The organism is Exiguobacterium sp. SH31 (assembly GCF_001816105.1).
Lineage (GTDB): Bacteria > Bacillota > Bacilli > Exiguobacteriales > Exiguobacteriaceae > Exiguobacterium > Exiguobacterium aurantiacum_A.
Genome location: NZ_LYTG01000044.1, coordinates 43,992 through 64,939 on the forward strand (window position 1 = coordinate 43,992; position 20,948 = coordinate 64,939).

The 20,948-nt window shown below is 52.5% G+C and carries 28 protein-coding genes; 8 read left to right on the plus strand and 20 right to left on the minus strand.

Annotated features, from left to right (window positions below; all coding sequences use genetic code 11):
• Nucleotides 1-5 precede the first annotated feature (5 nt).
• Both A6395_RS07260 and A6395_RS07265 read right to left on the minus strand, forming a co-directional pair.
• Nucleotides 6-845, minus strand: a complete 840-nt coding sequence (locus A6395_RS07260; RefSeq protein WP_071398532.1) for an aminoglycoside 6-adenylyltransferase — start codon at nucleotides 843-845, stop codon at nucleotides 6-8.
• Nucleotides 842-1,444 (minus strand): pentapeptide repeat-containing protein, encoded by a 603-nt coding sequence (locus A6395_RS07265; RefSeq protein ID WP_071398533.1) that lies wholly within the window; start codon nucleotides 1,442-1,444, stop codon nucleotides 842-844. The genes A6395_RS07260 and A6395_RS07265 overlap by 4 nt, the downstream gene beginning before the upstream one ends.
• 52 nt (nucleotides 1,445-1,496) lie before the next feature.
• Here A6395_RS07265 and A6395_RS07270 point away from each other — a divergent pair, with 52 nt between their 5' ends.
• Nucleotides 1,497-1,943 carry an NUDIX hydrolase gene (locus A6395_RS07270; protein WP_071398534.1) on the plus strand — a complete coding sequence of 149 codons (447 nt, stop codon included), beginning with the start codon at nucleotides 1,497-1,499 and terminating at the stop codon, nucleotides 1,941-1,943.
• Nucleotides 1,944-1,958: 15 nt separating this feature from the next.
• Here A6395_RS07270 and A6395_RS07275 read toward each other — a convergent pair whose 3' ends face one another.
• Nucleotides 1,959-2,636 carry a YjjG family noncanonical pyrimidine nucleotidase gene (locus tag A6395_RS07275; RefSeq protein WP_071398535.1) on the minus strand — a complete coding sequence of 226 codons (678 nt, stop codon included), beginning with the start codon at nucleotides 2,634-2,636 and terminating at the stop codon, nucleotides 1,959-1,961.
• Nucleotides 2,637-2,783: 147 nt separating this feature from the next.
• Between A6395_RS07275 and A6395_RS07280 the strand changes: the two genes are divergently transcribed.
• The gene (locus A6395_RS07280; protein WP_071398536.1) at nucleotides 2,784-3,383 is read left to right on the plus strand and encodes a GNAT family N-acetyltransferase; all 600 of its coding nucleotides are present in this window, start codon (nucleotides 2,784-2,786) and stop codon (nucleotides 3,381-3,383) included.
• Between the two features lie 92 nt (nucleotides 3,384-3,475).
• Here A6395_RS07280 and A6395_RS07285 read toward each other — a convergent pair whose 3' ends face one another.
• Genes A6395_RS07285 through A6395_RS07300 form a run of 4 tightly spaced genes read right to left on the minus strand, consistent with a single transcriptional unit; the run spans nucleotide 3,476 to nucleotide 5,924 of the window.
• On the minus strand, nucleotides 3,476-4,426 hold the full coding sequence (locus A6395_RS07285) for an alpha/beta hydrolase (protein ID WP_071398537.1): 951 nt from the start codon (nucleotides 4,424-4,426) through the stop codon (nucleotides 3,476-3,478).
• Between the two features lie 58 nt (nucleotides 4,427-4,484).
• Complete coding sequence (locus A6395_RS07290) at nucleotides 4,485-4,841, minus strand: hypothetical protein (protein WP_071398538.1); 357 nt, start codon at nucleotides 4,839-4,841, stop codon at nucleotides 4,485-4,487.
• Complete coding sequence (locus A6395_RS07295) at nucleotides 4,841-5,602, minus strand: HAAS domain-containing protein (protein WP_071398539.1); 762 nt, start codon at nucleotides 5,600-5,602, stop codon at nucleotides 4,841-4,843. The genes A6395_RS07290 and A6395_RS07295 overlap by 1 nt, the downstream gene beginning before the upstream one ends.
• Nucleotides 5,571-5,924, minus strand: a complete 354-nt coding sequence (locus tag A6395_RS07300) for a PadR family transcriptional regulator (protein ID WP_070329271.1) — start codon at nucleotides 5,922-5,924, stop codon at nucleotides 5,571-5,573. Before A6395_RS07300 ends, A6395_RS07295 begins: the two co-directional genes overlap by 32 nt.
• A 166-nt stretch (nucleotides 5,925-6,090) precedes the next feature.
• On the opposite strand from A6395_RS07300, the gene A6395_RS07305 reads away from it, so the two are divergent.
• Complete coding sequence (locus A6395_RS07305; protein ID WP_071398540.1) at nucleotides 6,091-7,548, plus strand: aldehyde dehydrogenase family protein; 1,458 nt, start codon at nucleotides 6,091-6,093, stop codon at nucleotides 7,546-7,548.
• 40 nt (nucleotides 7,549-7,588) lie between these two features.
• Here the strand turns inward: A6395_RS07305 and A6395_RS07310 are convergent, their stop codons facing one another.
• The 4 genes from A6395_RS07310 to A6395_RS07325 all read right to left on the minus strand — a co-directional run bounded on the left by A6395_RS07310 (nucleotide 7,589) and on the right by A6395_RS07325 (nucleotide 9,641).
• On the minus strand, nucleotides 7,589-7,927 hold the full coding sequence (locus A6395_RS07310) for a zinc ribbon domain-containing protein YjdM (protein ID WP_070329273.1): 339 nt from the start codon (nucleotides 7,925-7,927) through the stop codon (nucleotides 7,589-7,591).
• Nucleotides 7,928-7,993: 66 nt separating this feature from the next.
• Nucleotides 7,994-8,506: a GNAT family N-acetyltransferase gene (locus tag A6395_RS07315; RefSeq protein ID WP_071398541.1), complete on the minus strand. Its 513-nt coding sequence runs from the start codon at nucleotides 8,504-8,506 to the stop codon at nucleotides 7,994-7,996.
• A 112-nt stretch (nucleotides 8,507-8,618) separates the two neighbouring features.
• On the minus strand, nucleotides 8,619-8,948 hold the full coding sequence (locus A6395_RS07320; protein ID WP_070329275.1) for a four-helix bundle copper-binding protein: 330 nt from the start codon (nucleotides 8,946-8,948) through the stop codon (nucleotides 8,619-8,621).
• Nucleotides 8,949-9,029: 81 nt separating this feature from the next.
• On the minus strand, nucleotides 9,030-9,641 hold the full coding sequence (locus tag A6395_RS07325) for a serine/threonine-protein kinase (protein WP_071398542.1): 612 nt from the start codon (nucleotides 9,639-9,641) through the stop codon (nucleotides 9,030-9,032).
• 151 nt (nucleotides 9,642-9,792) lie between these two features.
• On the opposite strand from A6395_RS07325, the gene A6395_RS07330 reads away from it, so the two are divergent.
• The 4 genes from A6395_RS07330 to A6395_RS07345 all read left to right on the plus strand — a co-directional run bounded on the left by A6395_RS07330 (nucleotide 9,793) and on the right by A6395_RS07345 (nucleotide 14,454).
• On the plus strand, nucleotides 9,793-10,689 hold the full coding sequence (locus tag A6395_RS07330) for an aldo/keto reductase (protein WP_071398543.1): 897 nt from the start codon (nucleotides 9,793-9,795) through the stop codon (nucleotides 10,687-10,689).
• A 287-nt stretch (nucleotides 10,690-10,976) separates the two neighbouring features.
• Nucleotides 10,977-12,239 carry a hypothetical protein gene (locus A6395_RS07335; protein ID WP_252100526.1) on the plus strand — a complete coding sequence of 421 codons (1,263 nt, stop codon included), beginning with the start codon at nucleotides 10,977-10,979 and terminating at the stop codon, nucleotides 12,237-12,239.
• 14 nt (nucleotides 12,240-12,253) lie between these two features.
• Nucleotides 12,254-13,489, plus strand: coding sequence for a hypothetical protein (locus A6395_RS07340; protein WP_071398544.1), 1,236 nt, complete (start codon nucleotides 12,254-12,256; stop codon nucleotides 13,487-13,489).
• A 110-nt stretch (nucleotides 13,490-13,599) separates the two neighbouring features.
• Nucleotides 13,600-14,454, plus strand: coding sequence for a pirin family protein (locus tag A6395_RS07345; protein WP_071398545.1), 855 nt, complete (start codon nucleotides 13,600-13,602; stop codon nucleotides 14,452-14,454).
• A 25-nt stretch (nucleotides 14,455-14,479) separates the two neighbouring features.
• Here the strand turns inward: A6395_RS07345 and A6395_RS07350 are convergent, their stop codons facing one another.
• The 4 genes from A6395_RS07350 to A6395_RS07365 form a co-directional block, all read right to left on the minus strand.
• Complete coding sequence (locus tag A6395_RS07350) at nucleotides 14,480-14,785, minus strand: hypothetical protein (protein WP_016508867.1); 306 nt, start codon at nucleotides 14,783-14,785, stop codon at nucleotides 14,480-14,482.
• 13 nt (nucleotides 14,786-14,798) lie between these two features.
• The gene (locus A6395_RS07355) at nucleotides 14,799-15,578 is read right to left on the minus strand and encodes a CPBP family intramembrane glutamic endopeptidase (RefSeq protein WP_071398546.1); all 780 of its coding nucleotides are present in this window, start codon (nucleotides 15,576-15,578) and stop codon (nucleotides 14,799-14,801) included.
• 117 nt (nucleotides 15,579-15,695) lie between these two features.
• Nucleotides 15,696-16,016: a hypothetical protein gene (locus tag A6395_RS07360; protein WP_071398547.1), complete on the minus strand. Its 321-nt coding sequence runs from the start codon at nucleotides 16,014-16,016 to the stop codon at nucleotides 15,696-15,698.
• Nucleotides 16,017-16,072: 56 nt separating this feature from the next.
• Nucleotides 16,073-16,597, minus strand: coding sequence for a GrpB family protein (locus tag A6395_RS07365; RefSeq protein ID WP_071398548.1), 525 nt, complete (start codon nucleotides 16,595-16,597; stop codon nucleotides 16,073-16,075).
• A gap of 155 nt (nucleotides 16,598-16,752) precedes the next feature.
• Here A6395_RS07365 and A6395_RS07370 point away from each other — a divergent pair, with 155 nt between their 5' ends.
• Nucleotides 16,753-17,295 carry a TraR/DksA C4-type zinc finger protein gene (locus A6395_RS07370; RefSeq protein ID WP_071398549.1) on the plus strand — a complete coding sequence of 181 codons (543 nt, stop codon included), beginning with the start codon at nucleotides 16,753-16,755 and terminating at the stop codon, nucleotides 17,293-17,295.
• Nucleotides 17,296-17,348: 53 nt separating this feature from the next.
• Here A6395_RS07370 and A6395_RS16300 read toward each other — a convergent pair whose 3' ends face one another.
• From A6395_RS16300 to A6395_RS07390, 5 genes are all read right to left on the minus strand, one after another.
• Nucleotides 17,349-18,191, minus strand: a complete 843-nt coding sequence (locus A6395_RS16300) for an IS3 family transposase (protein WP_370259235.1) — start codon at nucleotides 18,189-18,191, stop codon at nucleotides 17,349-17,351.
• Nucleotides 18,188-18,697: a helix-turn-helix domain-containing protein gene (locus tag A6395_RS16305; protein WP_071398550.1), complete on the minus strand. Its 510-nt coding sequence runs from the start codon at nucleotides 18,695-18,697 to the stop codon at nucleotides 18,188-18,190. Before A6395_RS16305 ends, A6395_RS16300 begins: the two co-directional genes overlap by 4 nt.
• Nucleotides 18,698-18,801: 104 nt before the next feature.
• Nucleotides 18,802-19,788 carry a M23 family metallopeptidase gene (locus tag A6395_RS07385; protein ID WP_071398551.1) on the minus strand — a complete coding sequence of 329 codons (987 nt, stop codon included), beginning with the start codon at nucleotides 19,786-19,788 and terminating at the stop codon, nucleotides 18,802-18,804.
• A 166-nt stretch (nucleotides 19,789-19,954) separates the two neighbouring features.
• The gene (locus A6395_RS15980; RefSeq protein ID WP_159429456.1) at nucleotides 19,955-20,143 is read right to left on the minus strand and encodes a hypothetical protein; all 189 of its coding nucleotides are present in this window, start codon (nucleotides 20,141-20,143) and stop codon (nucleotides 19,955-19,957) included.
• Nucleotides 20,143-20,940, minus strand: a complete 798-nt coding sequence (locus A6395_RS07390) for a GNAT family N-acetyltransferase (RefSeq protein ID WP_071398552.1) — start codon at nucleotides 20,938-20,940, stop codon at nucleotides 20,143-20,145. The genes A6395_RS15980 and A6395_RS07390 overlap by 1 nt, the downstream gene beginning before the upstream one ends.
• Nucleotides 20,941-20,948: the final 8 nt, after the last annotated feature.

The following is a 20,948-nucleotide window of genomic DNA, read 5'->3' on the forward strand; positions in this document are numbered from 1 at the left end:
AAAAACTAATCGTTTGAAGTCCAAAGCGTCGAAAATGCGTCACGAATCTGCTTAGACTCGTCGTCCCGAAATGAGTTGCCACTTTTCTCCGAAACACGCCGACTGTAGACGCAGAACTGCTCGACCAACGTTTCAAACGCGGCTGTAATCGCCGCAGGATCCGCGACCGGGTATGTCCGTAAGTATGCTTGCCAAGCTTGATTTGATAAGTGGTCCACCAAAGCGTCCCCAGCTTTCCCGATATTCGCGGAAAAGCCGGTCCTATATCCGACATCCCACGCCATCATCTGTCGGAGCATGTCTCGCATGATCGTCACGTGATCGATCGCATACAGCAGTTGATTGCGCCTTAGTCCTTTCACGACATACAATGACACCCACCAAAACTCGTTCCAACACGACGCATAGTCAAACGCGCTCGGGCGTTTGACTCGGTACGTCTCATCGCTCGGCACAGGCCGGCCTGCCGTGTCATCTTTATCGAGCATGACGAGACTGAGCGAATCTTCCGCAATCGCCTCCTGCACGACGCGAACAGGACGAACGGTCAGATCGATCCGATGACCGGCTGCAAACTGGACGAGAAACGCAAACCGCTCGTATCTTGTTTGAGACGGTGACTCGTCCGGTGTCTGCATGATCAACACCTCGCCGAACCGATCGATCCAGGATCGATCCGTTATGAACGATGATACGTCCAGAACGAAAAACGTGACATCTACATCTTGAAACCGGTCTGGGGAAACGTGCGGATTGACGAGCGATCCGTTCAACACCATGATTCGGATGTCTTCCCGCTCCTCCGCCAAAGCGAGTAGCTGCTCGAGCACCTGGTTATTGTTCATTCGACGATGGCCCCGAGCGAACGGGCGACTTGGACCGCCTGCATGACGTCGAGTTTCGTCTTTTTGAGCGTAACGTCCGTGAAATCGACCCCGTCCATGTCAGCACCTATGAAGTCGGCAGCCGTACAGTCCGCATGCTGCAGGACGGCACGTGTCAACGCAGCGTTCGTCCAGCGCGACTCCTTCAAGTCCGCCCCGTACAAATCAGCCTCTACTAGACGAACATCCGACCAATCCATTTTTCGGAGCGGTGCGTGACGCAAATTGACGAACGACCAGTCGCCTCCACGAACGGTCACGCCCTCAAACGTACACGACTCGAACGAAGAACCTGTCATCTTGCATTGATCGAACACACTTAAAAACAAATTCGCCCCATTGAATTGACAGTTTAAAAACGAACTGCCGACGTGGCGCGATGCGTTCCATTTCGAGTCGGTAAAGTCACAGTTGATGAAGCGGCACTGCTCGGTCTCGAACTCGGTCGCATCGATGTACGTGAACCGACAGTTCTCGAACGTCGTATGTGAAAGTTGAAGGTCACGGAACGAGGTCTCACGAAAATCTTGTCCCTCATAGACTGCATTTGATTGAAACATTGTCTGCCTCCTTGGCGTATAATGAATTTAGTAAAAATTGGGAGTGTTGCATATGGATATCGTATTTCCGACCGAGCAAGGCACGTTCAACTACCGAGTCGCCGGCATTTGGGTGAAAGACAATCACTTGTTGGTCCACCGAAACATAAATGACGACTTTTGGGCGTTACCCGGCGGTCGCGTCGCTATCGGTGAACAAGCCGAACTCGCGCTCGCGCGAGAACTGAAAGAAGAACTCGCAGCCAACGTGTCCGAGACGGTGTTCGCTTTCGTCTCCGAAAACTTTTTCACGTATCTCGAACGGACGGTCCATGAGATCGGCATGTATTTTTATGTAAAAGGTGACCTCCCGCTCCAGACCGGCGACTTCCACGGACCAGAGGGTGATCACCTCATCTATCGTTGGCAGCCGCTCGAGCAGTTACGCGAACTGACGTTGTATCCAGAGACGCTCTATGCGTTGCCCGAGGCATTGCCGCCTCATTTCATTGACCGCTGACTCAGTAGACGCACGTTATAAAATCGTTTTTAGTTCGTTCAAGTCTCGAATCTCATACGTCGTCTCGACCGTTGCCGCAACCTCATCCGGGTTGTACCAACATGTATCGAGCCCGTACATGCGTCCTCCGGCGATGTCCGCCGTCAGCGAGTCACCGACGATGAGTCCGCGCTCTGGCGACACGTTCGGGACACGGTCGAATACATAATCAAAGAACGGTTTCATCGGCTTTTGCGATCCCGTAGCGTCGGAGACGAACACGTCCTTGAAATACGGGAGCAACCCCGACACTTCAAGCCGCTTGAACTGTGTCTCTGTCACACCGTTCGTGACGATGTAGAGCGGATACTGTTCACTGAGCGTTTGCACGAGTTCGAGTGCCCCATCGATGATGTGCACCCCGTCGTGCAAATGGTCCCGATAGCGCTGTTCGACTTCATGCGCATCGATCGCAATCCCGAGCGTGTCGAACAGTTGCGTGTGGCGGCCCATCAAGACGTCTTCCCGTCCGACCTCACCGCGTTCAAACGCGCGCCATAGCCCGTTGTTGATCGTCACGTATTGTTGTTTTAACGCATCGGTCATCCGGACGTTATGTGAGGCGAGCAATTGCTCCAAGGCGACGTGCTCGCTCCGTTTAAAGTCTAGCAACGTATCGTCGACATCAAATAAAATAGCTTCATACCGTTTCATAATTTGAATTACCCCTCTCTGCCTCTAATGTACAGGAACAGGCCGAGAAGTTCAAAACAAGGAGTGAGTCACATGGCTAAACGACCGATCACCAATCTCGAGTATTCAGATAAAGAACGTGAATCATTTTTCTATCTGACCGACTAGATGTTCGGCATCGATTTTCGCGGATGGTATCTGGACGGTGAATGGACCGACCGCTATCGCTGTTATTCGTTGACGTTCTACCGGAACATCATCTCGAACGTCAGCATGAGCCGGATGACGCTCGTGACGGACGAGGATCGACAAGGACAAGGACTCGCCACCCGCGTCTTCAAGCACCTCTTCAAACAACATGACGCCGATGGATTGCCCTATATTTTGGCTTGTGACGAGGGCCTCGAACCGTTTTATGAGAAGCTCCGGTTCTATACGACGGACGACATGCATATTTGGATGTTCCGTTTCTATCAAGGCCTGAACGAGAACGTCTATCGCTTCGACGACGTGCATGTCATCTATTTTATTGAGCGCACGCGTCTACATTTGTTCGCGGTGCTGTCGCCTCGGCCTGTCGATATGCGTGACGTCGTGGCACGGTTCTCCTTTGATGGGATCGCGGAAATCGTCTTTGAATTCACACCTGACTTGGCTGATGTCGAACGACGTGCGTCACGTGCACGTGACGGACAATGGATGATTCGCATGAGAGACGGCCACCTTTTCCCGGAAGGCTGTCGCTTCCCGAGTTTATCGAAAGCATGAAATAACGCGCCTTGCAACAGAGTCTGATGGTGCGAGCGTACTCATAAGAGAAGAGGACCGTTCCGACAATAGGTCAGAATGGTCCTCTTCTCTTATCCAAGAATATTTTTTTGGTTCTCAAACGCTGTTTTTAAACAATGAGCCGCCTCTTTCACCGCCCGTTTCGCCTCTGGGACGAACGCATAGTAGTTCGTGAAGCCGTGGATCAGCCCCCCGTAATTTTTATACGTCACCGGGACACCGAGGCTGATCAATTTGTTCGCATAAGCCCTACCGACGTCACGGAGCGGGTCGTACTCGGCCGTCAGTAGTGTCGTCGCAGGTAATTGTTCTAAGCGATCGGACAAAATTGGTGACGCATACGGATGTGTCAACTCATTTTCGTCATTAAAATATTGCTGCTGGAACCAACGGATCAACCCTTCGTCAAGCAAGTAGCCGGTAGCGTAATCAATCAAAGATAACGGCAAGTTCTCTTCGGTCCCGGTCACCGGGTAAAACAGGAGCTGATGAACGAGTGACGGCCCCCCGCGCTCACTCGTAATCAATGCGCTGACCGTGGCGAGCGTCCCGCCGGCACTGTCGCCGCCGACGGCGAGTCGTGACGCATCTACGTTTAATTCCGAAGCATGTTCCCCGATCCAAACGAGTGCATCGTAAGCATCGTCGACCGGGGCTGGAAATTTATGTTCGGGCGCGAGGCGATACCCGACCGAGATGACGGTACAGTCCGCCTCGTTCGCGAGGGTGCGGCAAATCGCATCGTGTGTCTCGATGCTGCCGGTGACGTAACCGCCGCCGTGATAGTAGACAAGTGCCGGAGCGGTCGTTGCTCCTGACCGATAAATCCGAATCGGGAGCGTACGCCCTGGGAGCGAGAGATCCAAGTCCTCGACTTCGTGAACGTGCTCTTTATGCTGGAACCTCGTCAGCACTGCATCTTCCTGTCGTCTTAACTCGAGTGGGTTCATTTGCTCATATGTGGGTGACATCTGATTTTTAAATTGATCCAAATAAAATTGAATCGTCGGATTGACTGGCAATGGGAACCCCTTCTTTCTCTATTGGCGTACAGTTTCCTATTCCCAGCCGAACCCGACCTTAAGCAGATTCACGTGCTTTTTGAAAAGTACGACGATACACATACGCCAAAACGACACCACTCACGAATACAATGGTCCAGACATTCATGAGGATGGACTGGCCGATCGGCTTGAAGAAGTAATCCCATGCCCCATCGACGCGCCACACCATTGCCGTGGAAATGAAGTATGAGACGACGAGCCCAAATGCGAGCCACGGGAACATCCCACGCCGGCCAAACCACCACACACCCCACCACACGATGGCCGGAATCACGAGATATCCGAGCGCATTGCCCCAAAGGAAGTCTGCCGCTGTCACGAGAAAACCCCACGGCAGACACAGGAGAACGACTAAGAGGATTCGCCCCAGCATCAAACTTGCCCCTTTTCGTTCTTTTTCCACCAGACGAACATAACGATTCCCATGCCGACGAACAGAACTATCATTGAGAAAATCAACTGTTGTTCAAGCGGCAGGTTCGTTTGCGCGAACACATATTGCGGCACAAACAGTAGAAGTGGAATAATCAGATTGATCCACGTCTTCGTCCACACCGACACGATGACGAGTGTGAGCACTGCCAACCCGAACAACACGAACTGCCCGACCGTCCCAAACGTGATCTTCGGTGTCTCAACGAGCAGGTCGAAAGTCATCAAGCCTAGGAATAGCGTCATCGGCAATGCACCGAGCGCGGCATACGTCAACCCAGTTTTCATCTTGCCGCGAGACGAATCAGTCGACATCTTACGGAACACTTGTGTCACGGCGAGTAAAAGTATGACGGCGACGAGTGGGAAGCCGATCAGTTGGACCGTCGAGAACGTCATCTCTCCTTGAATAAAGTTCCCGATGATGATGTAGGCGAATACGCTCGGAATGATCATGCTGACAACTTTCACTACCCCTTTCACGTCAAACGCCATCTCGCTCCCGAGTTGGCGCATATACCCCTCAGGGCTCTGTCCGACGACATCGGTCACGTCCTTACCTGCCCGCTCCGCTTCTTCCAAATGGTCTTTCAATTCTTCGGTCACGTCTTTCACTTCACGTTCTGATTTCCCGCTCGACATGAGATAGACAGCCAAATCGTCTAAAAAATCACGACTCTTTTTCGAAAGTTCCACGTTCATTCCCCTCTCCTAGTACGCGGTCGACACCGCTCGACACATCCGCCCAACGCTTCCGGAACGCCATCAGTTCCTGTTCCCCAGCTTCCGTCAATACGTAATACTTTCGTTTCGGCCCCCCTGAAGGCAGAGGTTTTTGAACCGTCTCGACCCATCCCTCTTTCTTCATCCGTAACAGAACCGGGTAGATACTGCCTTCGCTCACCATCGTGAAACCGTACGCTTGCAGTTTTTCCGACATCTCATAGCCGTACGTCTCCCCTTTCGCGATGATGGCGAGCAGACACCCTTCGAGCAACCCTTTCAACATTTGACTCATCGCCATGGCGTGACCTCACTTTCTCCAAACTAACTTGTTATACATAATAGTAATGGATAAAGATTCCAAAATCAACTAGTTTGTTAAACAAGTTAGTACACATTCTAATGTTTAATTTTTGACAAGAGGTGAATACTTCTTATGGTGAAGCAAAAAACAAAGGAGTGTTGTTATGCATACCGATTTTACAAAGATGTACATTAATGGCCAGTGGGTAGACGGTTCGAGCGACAAGTCGATCGACAACGTCAACCCGTTCACGGACGAGAAGCTGTTCTCGATCCGGTCAGCAGACGAGTCCGATCTCGACAAGGCGTATCAGGTGGCCAAGGAAGCGCAAGGCGAATGGGCGGTCATGCTGCCGCAAGAGCGCCGCGCTCTGATCGAGCGGTTCGCTGAACTGACGTTACACTATAAAGACGACATCATCGACTGGCTCGTGAAAGAGTCAGGCAGCACCCGCATCAAGGCAGAAGGCGAATTCGCTGCCTCGATGGCAATCATTAAAGAGGCGTCGACGTTCCCGTTCCGGATGGACGGGCTGATCAAACCATCGATCGTGCCGAACAAAGAGAATCGGGTCTACCGGAAGCCGCTCGGCGTCATCGGCGTCATCAGCCCATGGAACTTCCCGTTCCATCTCGCGGTCCGCTCGATCGTCTCGGCGCTCGCGACCGGCAACACGGTCGTCGTCAAACCAGCGACGGCGACACCGGTCACTGGCGGGCTCCTGTTCGCTTCATTGTTTGAAGAAGCCGGGCTCCCGAAAGGCGTCTTGAATATCGTCGTCGGTCGCGGCTCTGAGATTGGCGATGCCATCGTCGAGCACCCGATCCCAAAACTCATCTCGTTCACGGGATCGACCGAGGTCGGGAAAGGCATTGCCGAGAAGGCAGGGCGTCTGTTGAAGAAGACCGCGCTTGAACTTGGCGGCAACAACGTCTTCGTCGTCCTAGACGATGCTGATATCGACCGCGCCGTCGAGTCGGCCGTCTACAGCAAGTTCTTCCATCAAGGTCAGATCTGTATGTCGACGAACCGGATTCTCGTCGCCGAATCGATTCATGACACGTTCCTCGAACGGTTTAACGAACGCGTCCGCGGCCTTAAATTCGGAAATCCGAATGAAGCCGCTACACAGGTCGGACCACTCATCGACCATGATCAAATCGATCGTATCCTCGACCAAATCGATCAGACGGTCGACGCCGGGGCGACGCTCCACGTCGGTGGCAAAGCGAACGGCAACGTGCTCGAGCCGACGGTCCTTAGCGGTGTCACGAACGACATGCCGCTCGCTAAAAATGAGATCTTCGGACCGGTCGCCGTCATCTTGTCATTCAAAGACGACGAAGAAGCGCTCCGTATCTCGAACGAACTCCCATATGGTCTTAGCGGAGCCGTCCACGGTTCGATTTACCGGGCGACCGAGTTTGCTCGCCGCGTCGAGACCGGGATGATCCACATCAACGACCAATCGGTGAACGACGAGCCGCACTTGCCGTTCGGCGGTGAGAAAGACTCAGGGCTCGGCCGCTTCAACGGCGAATGGGTGCTCGAGGAGTTCACGACGCTCCAGTGGGTATCTGTCATGCATGAACGCCGTGAATACAAGCCGTTCTTCTCGTAATACAAAAAACTGTTTCGGTCCGTGGACCGAAACAGTTTTTTCATAGTTTCTTGACGAATTCTGACTTGAGCTTCATCGCGCCGAACCCATCGATTTTGCAATCGATATCGTGATCACCGTCGACGAGGCGGATACTTTTCACTTTCGTCCCTTGTTTGACGACGAGTGACGTACCTTTCACTTTCAAGTCTTTGATGACCGTGACCGCATCTCCATCTTGGAGCACGTTCCCGTTCGCGTCTTTAACCTCAGCGTCCGCCTCGGCTTCGGCCGCCTCGCTCGGTGACCACTCGTAAGCACATTCCGGGCAGACGAGCAAAGCGCCATCTTCATAGACGTAGGCCGACTGACATTTTGGGCAATTCGGTAGTTCTGTCATCTTGATTCCTCCATTCGATTCACTGTTGCCAGTATACCGTATTTCAGAAATCTCGATAGACAACATTTAGCCTTCTTTCGGTGTTTCGGGACCTGTCAAATCCAATTGATAAAACGACAGGTCGAGCCATTTTCCAAATTTGTAGCCGGCTCGTTTGATCGTCCCTGAATGAACGAAGCCCAATTTTTCATGCGCTTTGATACTCGCGATGTTGGCAGCATCGATTCCGCCGATCATCGTCTTATAGTCACGCGCTTCCGCGATGCGGATGATCTCACGAAGCAACTTGTTACCGACGCCTTTACCGCGATAGCCCGGATGAACGTAGACAGAGTGTTCGATCGTGTAATGATAGGCCGGCCATGGACGGAACGGGCCAAACGTGGCGAATCCCATGACGACGTCGCCGTCTTGCCAGACGATGACGGGGTGTCCGGACGCTTTTTTATCTTCATACCAGGCGACTCGATTTTGAAGCGTCACCGGTTCATAGTGATAGACGGCAGTACTGTTGACGATGGCATCATTGTAAATATGTAAGACGGCTTGAAGGTCGTCACGACGGCAATTACGGATCATACATACACCACTTTCATGAGTTTTCTTCATTATACGTATCTCGCTCTCAAAACACACGTCACGACGCATTTTCCACAAAAAAGGTCAGCCGCGTCGACTGACCGTATTCCGCTCAAGCTGCTAAGCGGTCGCACATCGAAGCGCATTCGAAGCAAACGCGCGCACACTCTTGGCAGTGCTCGTGCTTATGTTTTTCGCACTCTTGGGCGCACGCCTTACACATGACCGCACAAGCCCGTGCGAGTTCGGGCACGAACGCCGAATCCCGTGTCATCGCCTCGGCGAGGAACGAGCACATAGCGGCACATTCGCGGTCGAGCCGGATGCAATCGACCATCATCTTCACATCGCGCTCTTCAAGACACGATTCAAGACAGTAGTTACACGTCTCCACACAGTCATGCAACGTTTCGAGTTCATTCGCATAAATTCGGTGAGCCATTCGGACGTCCTCCTTTTTTAGTGACACGACAACGATACGTTACTGTTGTTCCCTAATCGCCAGAAGAAAAACGCCCTTCGACTAACGTCTCGGATCGTTGACAAACGTGCGGTATAAATAGGCGATGCCGTTCAACAGCCGCTCGGAATATCGTTTCGGCACGAAGCGGAGCCGATAGAACCGATACATCCGTTTCAAGTCTTCCCATTGATGGTCGATATGCTGCCCTTGCCGGAACCGGGCCAAATCGATCAAATAGATGCGGCCTTGCGGACTGAGGATGATGTTGCGCAAATGTACGTCTGACGGGGTCAGTCCAAGCTGACGCGCCTTAATCAGCGCCTCGTCGACTTGCTCGATGTACGCCGCGTCAATCCAAATCCCTTCGGTCAAACACTCGAACAGCGTCTTACCTGCGATATAATCGATGACGATATAGTTCGGCCCGACTTCGTACAAATATGGGAACTGGGGCAGCCCTTCGAGCGTACGATAAATCACGGCTTCTTCCGCCGCGATTTGAGTATAGCCCGGGAAGAACACTTTGATGACGAGTCGCGTGTCTTTCACGCGAAATACGGCGGCGCTCCGTCCGATTCCATGCAGCTCGAGGTCTTGGTGATAAGCGGTGACACGCGTCTCGTGAACGTCTTGTTCGAACGACACGTCCGCATAAATTTCATAACGATTCATGAAGAACTCCTCTTTCTGTTTGTCTCTCGTCTATCATAACGGATTCCGTCACGATTGACCCTGTTTCAGCATCCCTGCTCGCGCGCAGAAAGTGACGCTGTTGTCCAATACCCGTATAATGAAAGCGACAGACAATTAGGAGGAATCGATTATGCAACGAATCGCACTAACGGAAGACTTATCGTTCTCACGCATCATCCACGGAATGTGGCGTCTCGCCGAATGGGAGATGAGCCCACAGGAGCGTCTCACGTTCATCGAGCAATGTATCGAGCTCGGCATCACGACGTTCGATCACGCCGACATTTATGGCGGGTATACGTGTGAAGGATTATTCGGAGAGGCGTTGCGCCTCAAACCTTCGCTTCGTGACCAAATCGAAATCGTGACGAAGACGGGCATCAAGTTGACCGGCTCATTCAACCCCGGCCAAACGCTCAATCATTACGACACGACGAAAGCACATATCATCAGCCAAACCGAACGTTCTTTGAACGAGCTCGGGATTGACCAGATTGATACACTTTTGATCCATCGTCCCGATCCGCTCATGGATCCAGATGAAGTCGCCGAGGCGTTCATCACGTTGCAACAGAGCGGAAAAGTCCGGACGTTCGGCGTCTCGAACCACGTACCGTCGACACAGCAACTGCTGCAGTCACGGTTACCGTTCCAACTCGTGACGAACCAGCTCGAGCTCTCGCCGATGCAGTTGAAACATTTCGAAGATGGTTCTGTCGACCTATGTCACGAAAAGCGGATGCCGCTCATGGCATGGAGCCCGCTCGCCGGAGGTCAGTTATTCTCTGCAGACAACTATGCGCCGCTTCGTGAAAAACTTGAAGAGATCCGCGTCCGTCATGACGCTAGCGGTATCGATTCAATCGTCTATGCTTGGTTGCTCAAGCATCCGGTCAATATCATGCCGATCATCGGCTCTGGGAAAATTGAACGAGTCCGCACCGGTGTCGACGCACTCGAAATTGAGCTCAGCCGTGAAGAATGGTTCGAAATTTTGAAAGCTTCACGCGGTCGCGACGTCGACTAAAGGGATATACAAACCAATAAATACCTATAAAATCCATACTACATTTCAACGTTTTCTGTTCGTTTTTTAGCAATGACGCTATATCAAGGTTCATTCGTCAAAAATCGACAATGCTGAAATTAAGAAATTCCATTTCTTATCCATAAGTGTAAACCGGACCCGCTCAGTTCAAGTCGAGCGGGTTTTTCGCTTTTTTATTAAAAAAACACATTAGTTTTCCTAAGACTAAAGTCACAAAAAATTGGTGCTAAAATGATGAAAGTTATTCATCGAAGGAGTGCACCGCTGTGAAAAAGTACCTGCTTTTCTGTACGCTCGCCATTTTGTCAGTCCTATTTGGATGTGAGGAAGAACATGCTTTTCGTTTACATACAGCTCCAGAGTACTACCAAGGTCGCGCCACGCTTCCCTCGGGGCAACAGATCGAGATGACCGAGTCCGACCGGACGAACGTGCTCGATGCTTGTTATCCAGAAGATGCGATCACGGCCGTTCCCGCCGGCGACCGCCGTTTAGTCGGAACGGTCACGTTGACGCAGCCGTTGACGACGACAACGTCAACCGAAGCGTTTCCGACCGCTACATTCTTTGAAGTGGAGAATCAGTCTTATGTGCAATGTCAGGCAGGCACAATCACTTATATCAAACAAGTCGCATCCGTTCCGGACAGTCTCACGGCTTTTCAAGACTTGTCCGTCACTTATCCGTCCATCTCGAAACTGCGAAACGCTCAACCGCACGAACGACTTCAGTTTCTAAACGAGATGGACAAACCGGTCGGCAACGAACCATATCCGCTCCGGACTGCTCTCGAGCAAACGCTCGTCCACGTGACGATGCCGTTCAACGGTTCATATGAGTTCACGTTCGAGTCAACGGACACGGCCGAGACCCTCGTGGTCCCTATTGATTTATCTTCTAGACAGCCGTTTCTCTCGATCGGATTTGGTACCGAGTCGGCTGATGGCGAACAGCGCTACGGCATTTACACCTCGTCGAACCAAGAGGTCTATCGCGACGTAGTCCGACCGCCAGACGCGACGTTCGACCGTTTTCTAGGAGCCCGGCAAGCAAGTGCGCTCCCATCGACACTCGTAGCGAACAAACGCTATCCGTTGTTCAGCTTCTCGTTCACCCGCGATGGAAAAGCCCATAAACAAGTCGTGTCGATCACCTATAAAGAAGAAACCTTGTTGCGCGGGGATAGCCTGAAGAACAAAATGCGCCAACAATTCGACCACCGCCGGCACGTCGTCTTTCACGAGCTCGCCTTGATCGGTACGGAATCGAAAGACGAGCCGTTTTTAAGCCACGCGACAGCTGACGATACGCAATTCATCTTCAAAGCGATCGAGCGCGCGAAAGCCGTCTCGAAAGCCGGCACACCTGCCCAGACCCCTTATTTGACCGTCTTCGAAGGCATATGTGCGCAAACGTTCGACGTCAGCTATGAAGGAAATGACGTGTTTTTGACGAATACGAAGACTGGGTCTCATTTCCAGCTACTCCGCGACGATGCGGCCAAGTGGCAGGCTCAATTCATGGAGTAAAGGGGGCAAATGGCGTGCGAACCATCGGCATCACAACGTTGCTCATGGCAACAATCATCTTGACCGGTTGCACAGAACAAGAGTCCGCGCTCGACCTCAAAGTTCGCCCCATCCTATTCGACGGCTATCATTATGAACCGGACCAACAGTCGATGCAGCTCGACGAAACGGAACAGATTGCCGTGCATACGATTTGTGACGACACCGGTGCGATTTCCCTCCCGAACAGCACCTTCGTCTATGACGGGACGTATCGCAGTTTTTCACGCTTTTCGTCAGATGCGGCGTCTCTCTTGACGAGCATGACCGTGTTCCATGACGACGAGGCGACATACGCCTATTGCCAAACCGATGCCAGCCAATATATGAAACAAATCAATCCCGAGCGCTTCTCGATTGCCCGGCGTGAAACGGCTGCCGAGCCCATAAGACCTCGTTCACTGAGTAGATCCGATGAGGTGCATCAAGCGGTCAAAAGCGATCTTGAGGACGATCTCTTTTTCGAAGTGATGCCTTTCACCTCACCGTTTGTTACGCTGCACTCTCCTCTCTTCGCCTCACTCGCTCTAGAAGTGAAGACACAGGACTCGTCGACGACATCTTTTCACCCATTTGACCCGAACATGAAGACGATGACGCTGTCGCTTTATCTCGTCAAGATGGACGGGGTTGTCCAACCGCTCTTGATTCGATCTTCTGAAAACAACATGGCATACGGGTCGCTCGATTCTGTTCCAGATGGCGGCATCCCGACGCTTTCAACCGTCTATCCGTTGCCTGACGAACTCAAGTTCGGAGAAACATACCCTCTTTGGGAACTGTCTTATGATGTTGGCGGGGAAACGGTGAAACAAACAATCTCGCTCTCCTATGAACCGCCGGTGATGATGACACAGTCAGAAGTCGACGCAGCAACAACAGAAGAAGTCGAGGAAGCGACCATCGGTTATTTCCATAAGACGTCGCTCTCCGGTAAGACCGAACTTCATCATTTGGACGCCATCCAGACGACCACTGCCGACGGAGAAACGCTTAAACAGATGCTGCAGCGGGCCGAACGCGTCAACCGGAATGGTGAGGCGGCCGCATACCCGCTATTCACCTTGGCCGAAGGCGTTAAGTCCCAAACGTTCGACGTGACGCTCCATGAACGTTCCAAAAAGACGGACGTCTATGTCACGACCAAAGGTAACCACTACAAACTCAGTTCCGAGGACAGCGCCACCTGGCTGTCACTCGCCCCTTATTGACAGACGGTCTCCTGGCCGTCTGTCTTTGCACGTTCAGAGAGCAAAATCACCCGTTTCTAGATCGACCATGTGCGACAATGGAGCCAAACGCTTTCGAAGGAGATGGTCTGATGACGAAACGATTTGACCGCGATGTCGCCGCACACTGGCAAGTCGCGTATAAACAGAACGGCTATCCGCACGTCCAACAAGGGTGGGTGTTACCCCCGGAACGAAAAGACGAGTTCGACCCGTTTATTTTAATGGCCGAGGATTGGTTCAAGCGTGGCACGTTCTCTGACCATCCGCACCGCGGGTTTCAGACGATCACGTACGTCATCGACGGTCGGCTCGAGCATATCGACAACCATGGCGGTCACTCAATTTTAGACGCCGGTGACGTTCAATATATGAACGCCGGTTGGGCAGCCCGGCATGCCGAGGAAGCCGTCGATGACGACTTGATCCATACGCTGCAACTATGGCTCAACTTGCCAAAATCGCTTAAATCGACGACAACTTCCTATCAGAACGTGTATGTCGAAGACGCTCCGGTCGTACCGATCGACGGCGGGCAGGTGCGCGTCTACTCCGGCGATGTCGCCGGGGTAACGGGGCCGATGAACAGCCTCGTGCCGATCACGATGAGCGAAATTAGTTTGAAAGACGGTGCCGTCTACGAGCACGTCTTGCCGACAAACCATAACGGATTCGTCTACGTGCTCGCCGGTTCAGTCGAGCTCGGCACGTCGGCGACCCCGCTCGCGAAAACGCACGTGGCGACGCTCACGTACGACGAAACAGCGGACAGCATGAGCGTACTCCGCGTCAAAGCGACGTCACGGGCCCGCCTGCTCGTCTACTCAGGACAGCCGATTCGTGAGGACTACATCGCCCATGGTCCGTTCGTCATGAACACCGAGGACGAGATTCGCCAAGCGTTCCGCGATTATCATGCCGGTAGTTTCGGACCCCCGGCACAATAACAAAAAGCCACGCGGCAGCGTGGCTTTACTTCGTTTTATCCGGCATGAGTACCGTCTGCTGGGTCGGAACCCGACCGATCGGTACGGTCCGTTCGACGAGGACGTATCGTTTCCCGTCCACCTCAAACTTCCGGTCGCCGAGATAATGGGCCGACTTGCCGTCCTCATAGAGTTTCGTCAAAATCGCCGGCACGTATTGATTCAAGTCCGTGTGATGATCATCGAGCGTCATGACGATATTGCCTTTGCTGTATCCCATCCACTGGTTCGACATGAAAAACATCAAAGAAATCACTCCGATGATCCCAATCACTAAAATAACCGTTTCCATCCAATCCCTACTTTCAACGTTTATGAAATTGCTCGTCGTAACGACGGGCCAATACGAGCACGAGTCCAATCAAAAGTACCGATGAGATCGCCGGAATGAAGTCCGGCAACGCATCCCCGGCGCTCAAAAAATCAAACGTTCCGTGAAACAGGATAGCCGGCCAGATGCTGAAGTCAGCCTGAACGGTCAACCAGCCTAAAAAGAAGGAGCCGAAGATGAGTCCGATCGTCCAACCGGCAATCATGAACAGTGACATGTCTTGAAAATCTGGGTCGTATAAAAAGACGGGCACATGCCAAAGCGCCCAAACGAGCGCGACCACGAGCGTCGCCGGTCGGACCGCCATCCGTTCTGATAGTGTCGGCAGCAAATAACCGCGCCACCCGCTCTCCTCACCAAACCCGTATGTCGCCACCCAAACGAGCCATAACACAAACGGCGACCAGTCCGGAAGCTTGTCGTTGGCAAACCAATTCGAACTATTTGAGACTTCCGGCATCATACTGACGACGAGGACACCGATTGCGAAAAACAAAACGGGTAGAGACACGGCGAGTAACGTCCAGCGAATCGTCAAGCGGCCATAGGCGCGCTCAAACAATCGACGACACCCTGACCACCCATCCGTCCAAGCCGTCGTCAGCCATGCCGCGACGAGCGGTCCGAACGCCCCAGCGAAATGCAGCAGCGAAGACGAAGCACCGGTCGAGCGGACAAGCCAGATGTTCAGACCCCACCATGACCATGACCACGCGAACGTGAACACGATAAATAGCACGAGGCGCCGCGTCATGATCCGTCTCCCCTTTCTAAAGGTGCTTCACGACGATTTGACGTTTCGCTTGAAAGCCGACACGTTCTTAAAACGTGGCGGCTTCTTCGTCAACCGAACTAGTGGGGCGCAAGCGCATCATAAACCGCCCCCAGTGTGCGTGCCGTTTCGGTCTTCCGTGACCCCGTGTGGCTTTTCATCACCACGCAACACGTGGTTCGAACTGACCGTCGCTGTTCCGTTCAACCGGCGCTGAATCGGACGGGCGAGAAAATAGCCGCCGAACAACGAAGCCGGAAACACGAGAACGGCTGTCCCTAAGACGAGATAAGTATAACGTTGAATCTCTTCCGTTGCCGGGACGAACTGATGGACCCCATAGCGCAAGCCAAAGAATAATCCGATGAATACGAGCGCGACAAACGCGTATTCGATACATTTCCCAAGAAATTGCTTCACTTTATCTCCCCCCTCAACTTGTTATCTATCGTTACGAGATGAAGCGAGAAAAAGTTTCATTTCTGTTGCTGGGACAAATACCAAAGCGTCGCCACTCGCTCCGTTTCGGACACCCATTCTTGTTTTCCTTGGATGTAGCTTTCGATATCTTCCGGATGTTGGCTCGCGAGCTGTTGTTTGAGAGCGGCATATTCGGCACGTACGTCCGGAAATGCCATCAAGTAGTCCCGAAAGGCCAAATGCCGGACGACCCCTTCGTCCCCTTCCTCGAAGACGTGGACATGGACCGTCCGCACGTCCTCACCTTTGGCGAAGAAGCGCCGTCTCGGAATACCGTGCTCGCCGAAACTGCGATAACCGAGGGCCTCCATGTGGCCGATCAATCCATCGACGCGTTCGATTTGGCGAACGACCGGCATGATATCGATGATCGGTTTGGCGTCAAGACCCGGGACAGACGTGCTGCCGATATGATGAATCACAATCAGTTCACCGTCGAGCAATCGTTCGAGCCTGCTCGATTCGTCCTCAAACTTTTCCGTCCATGCTGTATCGTATTCCACAACCTCAACTTTTCTCATGTTGCTTCCTCCTTATTCCACGACAATTGACACTCATTGTCATCATACCCGTTTTCTCAAGTCTTTAGAAATCCGCTTTGCCGACAGAAAGGTTTGTCGCGTCGCAAAATGGGAAATGCTTATACTAATGAAATCAGAACTGGAGAGTGGACCGTATGTTGACACAAAAACAAATCGATACGTTCAAAGAACGTCTACTAAAAGAGAAAGCCAAGACCGAAGGGTATCTGGAAAATCGTGAAGAAGTTTACGACGAAGGAGAGTTGTCGCACTATGACAACCATCCCGCCGATTCGGGAGAAGAGCTGTTTTTACGCGAACGTGACCACGCACTCACTGAACTCGACGAAGAATTTTTAACGGACGTCGATAAGGCGCTTCTCGCCATCAAAAACGGGACGTACGGAAAATGTGAAGTGTGCGGGAAAGAAATTGAACTCGATCGGCTCGAGATTATCCCAGAAGCGACGCTTTGCATCGAACATGCACGTGAGCAGGAAGAACAAGAGCATCGAACAGACCTCGATCGTCCGGTCGAAGAAGATGTCCTCAATGCGTCTGAGACGGCTGCCCATAAACAGCTCGACGGAACAGATGACGCCGGGAAAAGTACTGACGCCTTCAGCCAAGTCGAAGACTTCGGAAGCTCGGATACAATCGCCGACACCAAAGGCAATCACGATCCAACCCGCGAATGAACGAGAGCCGCTGCAATGAACTGAACCAAAAAAGTTAGACACTAAATAATTTGTCAGGCGACTTCGAGAACCTGGGTCCGGTATTCCACCGGGCTCAGGTTTTTTAGTCGTTTCTTGATGCGACGATGATTGTAGTACTCGATGTAGCGCTCGAGCTCCTGTTTGAAATGAGCCATGTCCTCGAACTTCCTGAGATAGAGTAGCTCGGACTTGAGCACGGCGAAGAAGCTCTCGATGGCCGCGTTGTCGAGACAGTTGCCCTTTCGGGACATGCTTTGGGTGATGCCGTGTTCGCGAAGCTTCGCCGTGAACGCTCGAAATTGGTATTGCCAGCCTTGGTCAGAATGGAGGATCGGCCTTCTATCGCTATCGAGTCTCGCGATGGCTTGGTCCAACATCTCGCCGATGAATGGATACTTAGGCTTATCTGACATCGTATAGGCGATGATTTCACGGTTTGCCAGGTCCATCATCGGTGAGAGATAGAGTTTCTCCCCGAAAAGGTGGAACTCGGTGACATCGGTCACCCACTTCTGGTTTAGGCCTGTGGCCTGGAAATCCCGTTCGAGGAGGTTCGCTGCGATCGTTCCGACCTCTCCCTTGTAGGAACGATATTTCTTCATGCGGACGAGGCACTTGAGACCGAGCTCGTCCATAAGACGCAACACTGTTTTCGGGTCGTGCCTGAAACCTTGGCGCTCGAGTAGCGCATGGATTCGCCGATAGCCACAACGTCCTTCGTGTTCGTGGAAGAGGGTCCGGATCGCTTCCTTCACGTCCGCATACTTGTCATCGGCCGTCAGGCGCGTCCGCCAATAATAGTAGACGCTTCGAGCCATATCGAGCACCTGAAGGAGCCCCGGTACAGGATAGGTGGCCCGTAGCTCGTCGATCACTTGGGCCTTGATCCCGTTCGTCGCGCTTCCTCTTCTTGAACCAAGGCTTTCAATTTTTTTAACGCTGCGTTCTCCATCTCGAGGAACTCGACCCGTTCCTTGAGCCTCTCGACCTCCGTCATCTCTTTGGGCTCCTGCTTCTTCCGTCTCGGCATCGGGGCACGTCCTTTCGGCTTGGCGGCCAGGCCCTCGGGCCCCTCCCGTTCGTATGTGGATCGCCAGTTGGAGATCATCCCGGGAGAGGACAGCCTGTACTTCAGGGCCGCGTCGATCAAGGACAGCCCGTTGTCCGCCATATCGTTTAGTACCCTTAGTTTAAACGCCGGCGAGTGGGCTGTATAGGACGGATTGAAGATCGTCTCGCCCCAGCGCTCATAGAGGAGTGCCCATTGACTGACTTTCTTACGGTCCACCCCGAACTCTTTTCCTAACGTTGTGCATCCGTCTTTGCCCGTCAAGTAGCGTTCGGCCACATGAATTTTGAAAGCCTTCGTAAATTTGACCATAAAAACACCCCATAAAAGTTGGATTTTTATGTCCAACTTTTATGGGGCAGTTCAGCAATGCGGCTTTTTTTGCGCAAAAAAACACGACGCTACGCCGCGTCGTGTCAATAAACAGCTTTGATTGGTGATGTGCCGCCGAGTACTTCCGCTACGTCCATCGGATTGACAGTATTGCCGGCCGAACTTGACGAGTAACCGTATTTTCCTTGATGCACCTCGAAATGTAAGTGAGGACCCGAAGAGTTGCCCGTGTTGCCGATTTGGCCGATGCCTTCACCTTGAAGCAACGCTTGGCCTTTCTTCACTTCGATTTTATGCATATGAGCGTAGACGGTCGTCCACTTCTGTCCGTTCAAGTCATGCTCGATGAAGACGTGCTTGCCGTAAGGACCGCTCGTCTTGACGTCGATGACCTTACCGTCAGCCGCTGCGTAGATCGGTGTCCCGACTTTGGCGGCGATATCGATCCCGTTGTGGAACGTATAACCGAATTGTCCACTAGCAGGGCCGAACCCTTGTGACAGACGTCCAGTCGCCGGAATCATAAACTGATCTGGTGCGATGGCTGCTTTTTGCTTCTTCAAATCTGTTAATTGCGCAGCTTGTGCCTTCAACTGCTTATACGCTGCCGCATGTGAAGCCTTCGCCTGTTCCCGCTCGGCCTTAACTTCGGCCTGTTGATCACTCAATTCGTCTAACGCTCGAGCAGCTTCGGCTTCTCTCGCTTTTAAATCTGTCTCGGCTTTTTCGGATTCCGCCGCTTCCGCCTTCGCGCTAGGAAGGACAGACGACAGTACTTGTTTAAACAAAGACGTCTCTTCAGGGGTCGAAGCCGTTTCGTACGCTTCGAGCTGAGTGCTTACTTGATCTAGTTTAGCTTGAAGCGCATCCGCCCGCGTCTCGACGGTCTGCACGTGATGCTTCGCCTTTTCAACCGCTTGCTTTGATGCGCGAACATTACGCTCTATCTTCTGAAGGGATTTCGTCGTCTTGACGAGCTCTTGCGGGGTAAGTTGATCTGCTGAGGTCGACGCCGGACCATTCAAAACGAGTACGCCGACACCGACAGTTAGTAAAAGTTGTTTCCACATATATTGATAAAACCTCCAAATAGGATGATTCGCTAGCTATATAAAAAGCTACAAGTGCGAATATAGCATCCCTACCTGAAAAGTTCAATATATGAAGCATTTCATTTATATGTCTAACATTTCAAAACGGTGAGCAAGCACTCTCACAAACTTCACAAATAGTTCATCACCGTTTGTCTCGCTTCATTTTTAGGACTACAAAGATAATACCCACAGCAGTTATAAACGTCACCGACGGGCCCCCGAACAGAAAGACACGGTCGATTGACGGAGACAAGTTCGTCGTCAATCCGAGAATCGTGAACAAGTTTCCGACGATGAGACCGACCATCAACATGGGAAGAAGACGTCTCATCAGACACCTGTCTCGCGCTTCACCATCTCAAACTGGGCGATGGCATCTTGTTTGAACCCGAGCGTTCGCGCCGCCTCGATCAATTCAGGACGATCCGACGTGAGCGTCAACTTGATCGGTCCATTCGCTGCGGCCGCCCGTAGGAGCCATTCCGCATCCTCATCCCGGCCGAAAACGTCGAGGAGGACGTCTGACCGGAACAAGAGCGCCCCCGTTTTGTCGCCTTCTGTGATCCGGACGAGCTCGGCTCGTTGCTGGGTCGTCCGCGCGTCCGTTTGCCAGATTGGCCGGTGCGATGCCGACGGGTAATAGCAATCGAACAGCGTCACGATCGGTTCGATCGCGCGTGTCGCTTCCGTTTCGGTCGGAACGGAGTCGAAATAAAAGATTTCGCGCACCGTCTCGTACCCGAGCCGCTCGTACAAAGCGAGTGCCGCGTCGTTGCCTTGGATGACTTCAATTAGACGTGTCCCCGTTGCCTGCTCGTCAAAACGGCGCATCAACTCGCGGGCAATCCCTATTTTTCGAAAAGCAGGGGAGACCGCCAGACCACCACAACGCGTGACCCAACCTGTCTCTAAATGGGCCACCCCGCTCAAGACGACACCGACCGGACGTCCGTCCGCATACGCGACGATGGAGCGTGACGGTTGATTTTGATCCCGGACGAGGAAGGTCGATTCGAATCCTGTCGCATCCATGTCAAAGCGAATTATGTAATCAGAAAACCCGTCCATGAAAGCTTGATACATGTCGGATAGTGGTGCATTTTGTTGATACGAGATCTGTTGGTCCATAGTTGGTC